We start from the raw sequence: 9,289 nt of genomic DNA, 5'->3' as shown, positions 1-9,289 counted from the left end.
GCTGCCCTTTTTCGATCACATCGGAAATCAGCTGCATGTAGATCTCTGTTTTACCGCTGCCCGTCACCCCATGGAGGAGAACAGATTTCTTCTCCGCTTTTTCCATTTCTCCACGAAGCGCCGCCAAGGCCGCCGCCTGTTCTTCCGTAGGCAGGAAGGCCTTTGTTCTTTCAAAATCCTCTGCATCGAACACATTGCGCAGTTCTGTTTCTTTTCGTTCTTTCAGAACACCTTTTCTCAGTAATGTTTTGATGGGCGAATCCATGATGCCGCATCTTTCCTTCAGTTCCTCCGCCGTCACTTCTTTCCCGTTTCTGAGATATTCCAGAATCAGCCTCTGCCCCTCCAGACGTTTATCCCGTTCCGCCTTCTGCCATACAGCCTCCAGCATAGGATGCTCCAGATCCAGAGAAAGGAGCCGTTTTTCTTTTTTATATTCACTGCGGCGCAGCTGCTGTTTCAATTCCAGCAGACCTTTTTCCTCCATTTTGCGAAGAAAATCCAGAACCTTTCCGCCGAATTCCATCTGGATCTCATCCAAAGGCACAAGGTTCCGCTCCCCCATAAAATCCACCAGCAGTTTTTCTTTTGGTGTCAGTTTCACTTCTTCTGAAAAATCCAGCAGGCTGACTGTCCAGCTGCTTTTTGTGCGGATGCCCGCCGGCATCATGGCCTGCAGGCACTGATTCAGCGTGCAGAAATACCGCTCCTGCATCCATTTTGCCAGCTCCAGCAGCTCCGGTGTAAAAGTGGGTTTTCCTTCATCCAACACCTCAATAATATTTTTGATCTTATCTGCGGGCACATCTGTTTCCGCCGAGAGAGAAATGACATATCCTTCGGTTTTTGCATTTCTTCTGCCAAAGGGCACGATCACCCGCACACCCTGACAGACTTCCATCCCTGCCGGCACTGCATAATCAAACAGTTTATCCATGGCAGGGTTATTCAATCCCACGATCACCTTTGCATACATCATTTCTCACCTCCTTACAGGAAAAGCCCGTAAATACGGGCTTTCATTTCAAAATTATTCTTCGATTTCTGCTGCTTCCGCTGCTGCCGCTTCTTCTTCTGCCATGCAGTCAAAGATCACTTCTGCCAGTTCGCCTTTTTCTCTTTCCACGATGGGCTGACCCTGACGTACTTTGATCTTGCTTTCATACAGTTCCTGTACAGCGATGGAAACGGGTTTGTTTACTTTGATTTCCTCTGCCAGAGGTTCTGCGTTATCTACCAGCTGTCTTGCTCTTTTTGCCGCTGCGATTACGATTGTGTATCTGCTGCCGATTGTTTCGTCTTCCGCATCTCTTGTGATTACTTCCAATAAATCAGAATAAGAAGGTCTTAACATAATTACATCTCTCCTTTAAAAATCTTTTTGATATCTTTATTTCTGCTGCATTTCATACCTTCGGCATCAACGATGGTCAGGATATCTTCCGCCGCCTGTTCCACTGTATCGTTGATGACCAGATAATCATATTCCTCTACCAGTTCCATTTCTTCCAGCGCACGGCGCAGACGCATATTGATGGTCTCTTTATCCTCTGTGCCGCGGTTTGTCAGGCGTCTGCCCAGTTCTTCCAGATTAGGAGGAACCATGAACACCAGCACCCCTTCGGGATAAATCTTTTTCACCTGCAGTGCCCCCTGTACTTCAATTTCCAGAATGACATTCTTGCCCTGCATCAGCTGCTCTGTAACATATTTTCTGGGTGTGCCATAATAATTACCACAGAATTCTGCCCATTCCAGCAGTTCCTTCCGTTCTTTCATCTGTTCGAATTCTTCTCTGGTATGGAAGAAGTAATGCACCCCATGCTCTTCTTTCTCTCTGGGTTTTCTTGTCGTCGCGGAAATAGAAAGCGCAAAGTCATTCTTTTCACACAACTGACCGACGATCGTTCCTTTACCGGAACCGGAGGGACCAGAGATGATCAATAAAATACCCTGTTTTTTCATACTTGCATCCCCTTTGATGTGACTCTCATAAAAGCCGCTTTCCGCCAACTCCATTCGTAAAGTTTCACTTTACTCATGGAGTTAGCCTGTCAAATATCCAGCCGTCTGCGAAAACAAGTTTTCCCATTCGTCTGGCTACATGACAGAACTTTTATTCCAGATTTTGAATCTGCTCCCTGATCTTTTCAATTTCACTTTTCAATTCGATGGTCGCTTTCACGATCTGAATATCATTTGCTTTAGAAGCGATGGTGTTGGATTCTCTGTTCATTTCCTGGATCAGGAAGTCCAGCTTACGGCCAACCTGACCGCCGCCTTCCAGAATATCTTTCAGCTGTACCAGATGGCTTTCCAGTCTGGTCACTTCTTCATCCACACAGCCTCTGTCCGCAAAAACTGCCACTTCTGTTGCGATTCTCTGAGGGTCAACATCCACACCGCCCATCAGATCTTTCAGTCTGTTGTTCAGTTTTTCCTGATATTCCACAACTACCAGAGGGGAGCGTTCTTTTACTTCTGCCACCAGTGTTTTGATTCTTTCGCCTTTCAGCAGGATGTCCTTTTTCAGGTTTTCCCCTTCTACCGTTCTCATGGCAACGAATTTTTCCACTGCTTCATCCAGTGCAGGTACCAGTGCATCCCAGATGACTGCTTCTTCCTGCTGTGCTTTTTCCACCGTTACCACATCGGGGAATTTTGCTACCAGTTCCAGTTTGCTTTCGCCGCCTGCCAGGCCGAATTTTTCTTCCAGCAGGTTCAGTTTTTCGATATAAGCCGCTGCCAGTGTTTCGTTCAGTTTTACTTCCACATCGGCTGCGGAAAATGTTTCAAAGCTGATGTAAACATCGGTCTTGCCGCGGAATACATCACGCATGATTCTTTTTTTGATCTTATCTTCCAGACTGGCCAGAGAACGGGGCAGTTTGATGGTCATATCGTTATAACGATGGTTCACAGATTTCATTTCCACTGTAAATTTACGTTCTTCTGCGATATGTTCACCGCGTCCGTAGCCTGTCATGCTTCTTACAGTTGCACTCATGTTCGGATTCCTTTCTTTTTCTCGTTCAAAATAGATGTTTTATTATACCCTTTCCGCTCCCTAATGGCAAGAAAAACCGTGTATTGTATACACTAATTTTAATTTTTTTCTAATCTTTATCTAAATTTCATACAATCAGCACCATAAATCATTCCCTTCCACGCAAAATAAAAGGAGATGCTGTCTGCATATCGAATATCAATCTATATCACAAAGGATCGGAAACACATTCTCTTTACCGACGATCCGATCCCAATAAGGAGGTCACAATTATGAAAAAACGTATACTGTCTATCTTATTAACGATGTCCCTCTGCTTCGGACTTTCTGTTCCTACATTTGCCGCAGGAACTACTGTGACACTGCCGAAACTTGCCGAAGAACCCAATGTAAAACTGACCATTTCCAATGTACTGGATACCTACAAGATCCCTCTGACTATGGGCGACTGGGACTGGGAAAAAGAAGAAATGGTTTACCATGAAGAAGAAGTTACAGTATATCGTCTGCCCGCCATTGGCGCCTATTTTACTGCTGAATGCAAAGGATTTTTTGAACTCTTCCCCGGCGGTGAAGGCTTCTATTCTCTGCAGAACGGTAAATTTGTTATCAATAACGAAGTAGACTATTATGGTCAGACGGGTTATCTGAACACATACATGGCCGGCATCAGCCGTCTCGAATTATCTGAAGATGACAAAAACGGCATTTTCGGTATTTCTTATGGCCCTGGATATTATGAGGAAAGATTCTTCTTTACCCATGCAGACCTCTCCAAATATGACGTAACTCCTGCACAGCCTGCTCCTGTAGTTCCTGTTACACCTTCTGCCCCTGCTTTTAAAGATGTTTCTGCATCCGCTTATTATGCCAAAGCCGTAACATGGGCAGTGGACAACAACGTGACTGCAGGCACAACACCCACCACATTCTCCCCTGACAGCACATGCACCAATGCACAGATCCTGACATTCATGTGGCGCGCTGCCGGTTCCCCCGAACCTTCTGTTGCCAATCCTTTCAGCAATCTGACAGGCAACGAATACTACGCAAAAGCTGCCGCATGGGCATACGAAAACGGCATGGTTTCCGGCTCTTCCTTCGATGGCAACAAACCTTGTACCCGCGCCATGACAATGGAATATTTCTGGAAACAGGCAGGCAGTCCCACAACCGCTGTTTCTGACAAGTTTACCGATGTTTCCGTCGCTGACTCCTATGCACAGGCTGTCGCTTGGGCAGTGGAAAACGGCGTAACTGCAGGCGTAACGGAAAACACATTCGTTCCATCCCAGACATGCACCCGCGGTCAGATCGTAACCTTCCTGTACCGTGCACTGGTTTAAGCTTTAAAAAGAACAACACATCTGAATCAATAAGTATCAGCACCGAAACGACTTCCAGTCGTATCGGTGCTTTTCTTTTGTCTGATCCTCTCCCCCAACGCAAAAAACAGATGCAAAACCCTTCATACTATGATAAAATTTTAAGTTAGAACATTCTTTTAAGGAGGTGTCCTTTATGGCACTGGACGGCATTACAACATCTGCCATCGTATCCGAATTAAAATCCGCCCTTCTGGGAGGGCGTATCGATAAGATCCATCAGCCTGTAGCCGATGAGATCCGTATGACTGTCCGCATCCCCGGCATGGGTGCGAAAAAAGTCATCCTTTCTGCCAACTCTGCCCATCCCCGTGTGCATCTGACAGAAAGCACAAGGGAAAACCCCATGACTGCACCCCTGTTCTGCATGGTCATGCGCAAACACATTGCAGGCGGTAAGATCATTGACATCGTTCAGCCCAATTTCGAACGTATCGTCATCATCCGCGTGGAATCTGCCAACGAAATGGGCGATATCACTACAAAAAACCTCATTCTGGAAATCATGGGCAAACACAGCAACCTGATCCTCACCGATGAAAACGGTAAAATTCTGGACTCCATCAAACGCGTGACCCACGAAAAGAGTTCCGTCCGCGAAGTCCTGCCCGGCAAGGAATATGTTTTCCCTCCTTCTCAGGATAAGAAAAATCCTCTAGAAGCCGCCAGCGGCGATTTCGCCCTGTCCCTGCATCTGCAGGAAGGCAGAAAACTGCAGGAATTCCTCTACCAGACCTACACCGGAATCAGCCCTATCATGGCCGGAGAGATCTGCTCCCGCGCAGGGCTGGATGCATCCAACGCCTGTCAGGAAACAAGCATCGAAGAAAGCGAAAAACTTTTTGCAGCCTTTGATAAAACCATGGAAACCATCAAAGCAGAAGCGTACCTTCCTGCCATCTATTATCAGGAAAACGGAAAGATCGTGGACTTTGCTGTACTGGAAATGACCCAGTTTGCCAGCCTGCAGAAAAAGGAATTCGAAACCATTTCCGCCCTTCTGGAAGGGTTCTACCACGAAAGAGACAATGCAGCCCATATCCGCCAGAAAGCGCAGGATATGCGCAAACTCATCATGAACAACATCGAGCGCTGCGTGAAGAAAAAAGAGATCCAGATGAAGACCCGCAGAGAAACCAAGGGCATGGACATGTGGAAGAAAAAAGGCGAACTGCTGACAGCCAATATCTACGCAGTACCTCAGGGTGTGACTACCTTCAAAACCATCGATTATTACGAAGAAGACATGCCTGAGATCGAAATCGCCATCGACCCTGCAAAAACCCCTGCAGAAAATGCCCAGAAATATTTTGCAAAATACAACAAGGCAAAACGTACGCTGGCTGCTCTGGAAATTCAGGAAAAACAGAATGAAGAAGAACTGGTTTATCTGGAAAGTGTGTTAAATGCGCTGGAAAATGCCAAAGACGATGCAGACCTTTCCGAGATCCGTACCGAGCTGGCAGAAAGCGGCTTTATCCGCCGTCAGGTACAGAAAAAAGGCCAGCAGAAACCAAAAAAATCCAAACCCATGCGTTATATTTCTTCCGACGGCTATGAAATTCTGGTGGGCAAAAGCAATCTGCAGAATGACGAACTGACCCTTCGCGTGGCTGACCCCACCGATCTGTGGATGCATACCAAAGACATCCCCGGCTCCCATGTCATCATCCGCACCAACGGTCAGGCTGAACTGCCCGAAGCCACCATGGAGGAAGCGGCAAATCTGGCGGCCTTCTACAGCAAGGCGAAAAACAGCAGCATGGTTCCCGTGGATTATACCCAGCGGAAAAATGTAAAGAAACCCAATGGCGCAAAACCCGGTATGGTCATCTATCTGACAAACAAGACCATCTATATTCATCCCGATGAAAACCGCATCAATCAGATGCGTATCGAATAACCCTGAAAAGGATTGATTTTATGACAAAAACCCTTCGCTATGCCGTGAAGCATAGCTTCCCCATCTTTATCAGCTTCATCCCCGTAGGTCTGGCCTACGGCGTGCTGATGGAAAGCGCCGGCTACAATTTTCTCTGGACAGGTGCCTGCAGCCTGTTCGTTATGGCAGGCTCTCTGCAGTATCTGATGGTAAGTTTTTTTGCCGGCGGTGTTTCTCTGGCAACAGTAGCCGTTATGGCACTGCTCCTGAACAGCCGCCATATTTTCTACGGACTTTCCTTCATTGAGAAATTCCGTTCCTTCGGCTTCTGGAAATATTTTCTCATCTATTCTCTGACAGATGAAAACTATTCCCTCCACTGCTCCCATGATTTCCCCGATGATATCGACGAAAAATGGGCTTATGTTCTGACTGCGGTCATGCCTGTCCTCTACTGGGTGGTACTGAGTATCCTTGGCGCCTTGATCGGCACCCTCATTCCCTTCGATACGACAGGTATCGACTTTGCCCTGACCGCTCTGTTCATCGTTATCCTCATCGAGCAGATGAAAGGGGCAGACAATCGTCTGCCTGCCCTTCTGGCCTTCGTTTCCAGCATTGTCTGTCTGGTCCTGTTTGGCCCTTCCCACTTTATCCTGCCTTCTCTTCTCATTACGGTAGCCCTTCTGACCATCCTGAGAAGCCGCATCGAGCCCAAAGAAAAGGAGGGAAACTGATATGGTACTGACACCGACACAATCTATTGCCATCATCGCCGTCTGCGCCCTCTGCACACTACTGGAACGCGCCTTCCCCTTTCTGATCTTCCGCGGAAAGGAAGTGCCGGAGATCATCCGCTATCTGGGCAGAGTTTTGCCCATGACTATCATGGCGACCCTCGTGATGTACTGTCTGAAGGGCATGTCCTTCTCCTCTGCCGCAGGCTTCGCTCCTATGCTCATTGCATCGGCGGTGACTGCCCTTCTGCATCTCGGCAAAGGAAATACCATGCTCTCCATCTTTGGCGGCACGGTCTGCTATATGGTTCTGGTACAGATGGTATTTGTCTGAAAAACAAGAAAACCCTATGAGAAAACTCTCATAGGGTTATTTTTTGTCTGAAATTACAGTTCTACTTCTGCAATGCCTGCGCCTGCCGCTTCCACCGCATCCAGCACGGGCAGATCATAATGTTCTCTTACCTGATTTTCGATTTCCTGACATACATCGGGGTTATCTCTCAGGAACTGCTTCGCATTTTCACGGCCCTGACCAATGCGTGTTTCGTTATAGGCATACCATGCACCACTCTTGTTTACGATATCCACATCTGCCGCCAGATCCAGAATATCCCCTTCTTTGGAAATACCCTTGCCGTAAATGATATCGAATTCCGCTGTTTTGAAGGGAGGTGCAACCTTGTTTTTCGCAATTTTTACTTTTACACGGTTACCCACGATTTCTGTCCCCTGTTTCAGCACATCAGCTTTTCTAATCTCCATACGGATGGAGGAATAGAATTTCAGTGCACGACCGCCTGTGGTTGTTTCGGGATTACCGAAAGTGATCCCGATCTTTTCACGCAGCTGGTTGATGAAAACAACGGTACAGTTGGATTTGTTTGTGATCCCTGTCAGTTTTCTCAAAGCCTGGCTCATCAGTCTTGCCTGCAGACCCATGTGGGAATCGCCCATTTCGCCTTCGATTTCCGCACGGGGTACCAGTGCTGCTACGGAGTCCACGATCACGATATCGATGGCACCGCTGCGTACCATGGTTTCCGCAATTTCCAGCGCCTGTTCGCCGTCGTCGGGCTGAGAGATATACAGGTTGTCGATATCAACCCCCAGCGCTTTTGCGTAGGTAGGATCCATGGCATGTTCCGCATCCACATAGCCGGCAATACCGCCGCGTTTCTGCACTTCCGCAACCATGTGCAGGGCTACCGTTGTTTTACCGGAAGATTCGGGGCCGTATACTTCTACGATCCTGCCCTTAGGCACACCGCCAACCCCCAGTGCCAGGTCAAGGCTCAAAGAACCGGAAGGAACCACTTCCACCTGCATCTGGGCATTGTTATCCCCCAATTTCATTACCGCGCCTTTGCCAAACTGTTTTTCGATCTGACTCAGAGCCGCATCCAAAGCCTTCTGCTTATCTTCAAATTTACCGTCTTCTTTTGCACTTTTCGCTGCCATTCTATATCCACCTTTCTGTCAACTAAGGTATCTCTTTCATTTTTACGAACTTTTGTTCTATTTATGTTCTCATTTTATTCGATTTTGTTCGCCTTGTCAACACTCTTTTTTTGCAGGGGTCTCCGCCAGCATCATCGCCGCAAAAATGATGATACAGCCCAGATAACCCCGCAGCGCCATGCGTTCTCCATAGAGAATGGCAGAAAAGACCGCCGCAAAAATCGATTCGGACGTGATGATGATGGCCGCCTTATTGGGGGAGGTGATCTGCTGCCCCACAGACTGCAGGGCAAAATAAGCCGCCGTACAGAATGCCCCAAGGAAGAAGAAATTTCCAAAAGAAGGCAATGTCATGGCCGGCATATCCCAGCCCGTAAAGGTCACGATGGCCGCCATCACCGCCAGCGTAGCGATATTTTCTACCACTGCAATATGGACGGAGTCACAGTCCTCTGTGAGATTCCCCAGAAATGCCATCTGCAGGGAAAAAGCCACCGCCGCCAGCAGGGATAATGCCGCCCCGAAATCCATACGGAAATCGCTGGTCAGGGACAGACAGCAGACACCGATCAGCGTCATCCCTGCCGCCAGAAAATGATTTTTTGTCGGTTTCTGATGGAACACGCCCCAACAGATGAATGGCACGATAACTGCAGGGATATTCACCAGAAAGGCATTGACGGAAGGGGTCGTATACTGCAGTCCCACTGTCATCAGCAGGAACATGGCCGCCAGCAATGCCCCAAGGATGGAGCCGACCTTCCATTCTTTTTTTGTGATCTTCTGCAGACGGTTCCGATACACCAGACACATACAG

General features: G+C 47.8%; 10 protein-coding genes. 4 read left to right on the top strand and 6 right to left on the bottom strand.

What is annotated here, in order from left to right; translation table 11 throughout:
* From ACJMLT_RS09325 to ACJMLT_RS09310, 4 genes are all read right to left on the bottom strand, one after another.
* Positions 1–979: primosomal protein N' family DNA-binding protein (locus ACJMLT_RS09325; RefSeq protein ID WP_405729893.1), on the bottom strand; the 979-nt coding region annotated here is incomplete at its 3' end.
* Between the two features lie 51 nt (positions 980–1,030).
* On the bottom strand, positions 1,031–1,354 hold the full coding sequence (gene rpoZ / locus ACJMLT_RS09320; protein WP_405729890.1) for a DNA-directed RNA polymerase subunit omega: 324 nt from the start codon (positions 1,352–1,354) through the stop codon (positions 1,031–1,033).
* A gap of 2 nt (positions 1,355–1,356) precedes the next feature.
* Positions 1,357–1,965 carry a guanylate kinase gene (gmk, locus tag ACJMLT_RS09315; RefSeq protein ID WP_405729887.1) on the bottom strand — a complete coding sequence of 203 codons (609 nt, stop codon included), beginning with the start codon at positions 1,963–1,965 and terminating at the stop codon, positions 1,357–1,359.
* Between the two features lie 151 nt (positions 1,966–2,116).
* Entirely contained in the window at positions 2,117–3,007 is an 891-nt protein-coding gene (locus ACJMLT_RS09310; protein WP_405729884.1) for a YicC/YloC family endoribonuclease, read from the bottom strand.
* Positions 3,008–3,279: 272 nt separating this feature from the next.
* Here ACJMLT_RS09310 and ACJMLT_RS09305 point away from each other — a divergent pair, with 272 nt between their 5' ends.
* The 4 genes from ACJMLT_RS09305 to ACJMLT_RS09290 all read left to right on the top strand — a co-directional run bounded on the left by ACJMLT_RS09305 (position 3,280) and on the right by ACJMLT_RS09290 (position 7,345).
* Positions 3,280–4,353, top strand: a complete 1,074-nt coding sequence (locus ACJMLT_RS09305; RefSeq protein ID WP_405729881.1) for an S-layer homology domain-containing protein — start codon at positions 3,280–3,282, stop codon at positions 4,351–4,353.
* Between the two features lie 175 nt (positions 4,354–4,528).
* Positions 4,529–6,295 (top strand): Rqc2 family fibronectin-binding protein, encoded by a 1,767-nt coding sequence (locus ACJMLT_RS09300; RefSeq protein ID WP_405729878.1) that lies wholly within the window; start codon positions 4,529–4,531, stop codon positions 6,293–6,295.
* Between the two features lie 20 nt (positions 6,296–6,315).
* A complete protein-coding gene (locus ACJMLT_RS09295; RefSeq protein ID WP_405729875.1) occupies positions 6,316–7,011 on the top strand; it encodes an AzlC family ABC transporter permease in 696 nt (231 codons plus the stop codon).
* 1 nt (position 7,012) lies between these two features.
* On the top strand, positions 7,013–7,345 hold the full coding sequence (locus ACJMLT_RS09290) for a branched-chain amino acid transporter permease (RefSeq protein ID WP_405729872.1): 333 nt from the start codon (positions 7,013–7,015) through the stop codon (positions 7,343–7,345).
* Positions 7,346–7,398: 53 nt separating this feature from the next.
* On the opposite strand, the gene recA is transcribed toward ACJMLT_RS09290, so the two are convergent.
* Positions 7,399–8,472: a recombinase RecA gene (recA, locus tag ACJMLT_RS09285; RefSeq protein ID WP_405729869.1), complete on the bottom strand. Its 1,074-nt coding sequence runs from the start codon at positions 8,470–8,472 to the stop codon at positions 7,399–7,401.
* A 96-nt stretch (positions 8,473–8,568) separates the two neighbouring features.
* Positions 8,569–9,289, bottom strand: a 721-nt coding sequence (locus tag ACJMLT_RS09280; RefSeq protein WP_405729867.1) for a DMT family transporter, incomplete at its 5' end; no start/stop codon positions are given.

Origin of the sequence: Anaerotignum sp., assembly GCF_045122575.1 — a bacterium.
Lineage (GTDB): Bacteria > Bacillota > Clostridia > Lachnospirales > Anaerotignaceae > Anaerotignum_A.
This window is presented reverse-complemented; position numbering and strand designations above follow the sequence as displayed.

Excerpts from the sequence above, each read along its gene's own strand:
- rpoZ (WP_405729890.1), bottom strand. The coding sequence starts at position 1,354 with ATGTTAAGACCTTCTTATTCTGATTTATTGGAAGTAATCACAAGAGAT.
- recA (WP_405729869.1), bottom strand. The coding sequence starts at position 8,472 with ATGGCAGCGAAAAGTGCAAAAGAAGACGGTAAATTTGAAGATAAGCAG.
- ACJMLT_RS09290 (WP_405729872.1), top strand. The coding sequence starts at position 7,013 with ATGGTACTGACACCGACACAATCTATTGCCATCATCGCCGTCTGCGCC.
- ACJMLT_RS09305 (WP_405729881.1), top strand. The coding sequence starts at position 3,280 with ATGAAAAAACGTATACTGTCTATCTTATTAACGATGTCCCTCTGCTTC.
- ACJMLT_RS09295 (WP_405729875.1), top strand. The coding sequence starts at position 6,316 with ATGACAAAAACCCTTCGCTATGCCGTGAAGCATAGCTTCCCCATCTTT.
- ACJMLT_RS09310 (WP_405729884.1), bottom strand. The coding sequence starts at position 3,007 with ATGAGTGCAACTGTAAGAAGCATGACAGGCTACGGACGCGGTGAACAT.
- ACJMLT_RS09300 (WP_405729878.1), top strand. The coding sequence starts at position 4,529 with ATGGCACTGGACGGCATTACAACATCTGCCATCGTATCCGAATTAAAA.
- gmk (WP_405729887.1), bottom strand. The coding sequence starts at position 1,965 with ATGAAAAAACAGGGTATTTTATTGATCATCTCTGGTCCCTCCGGTTCC.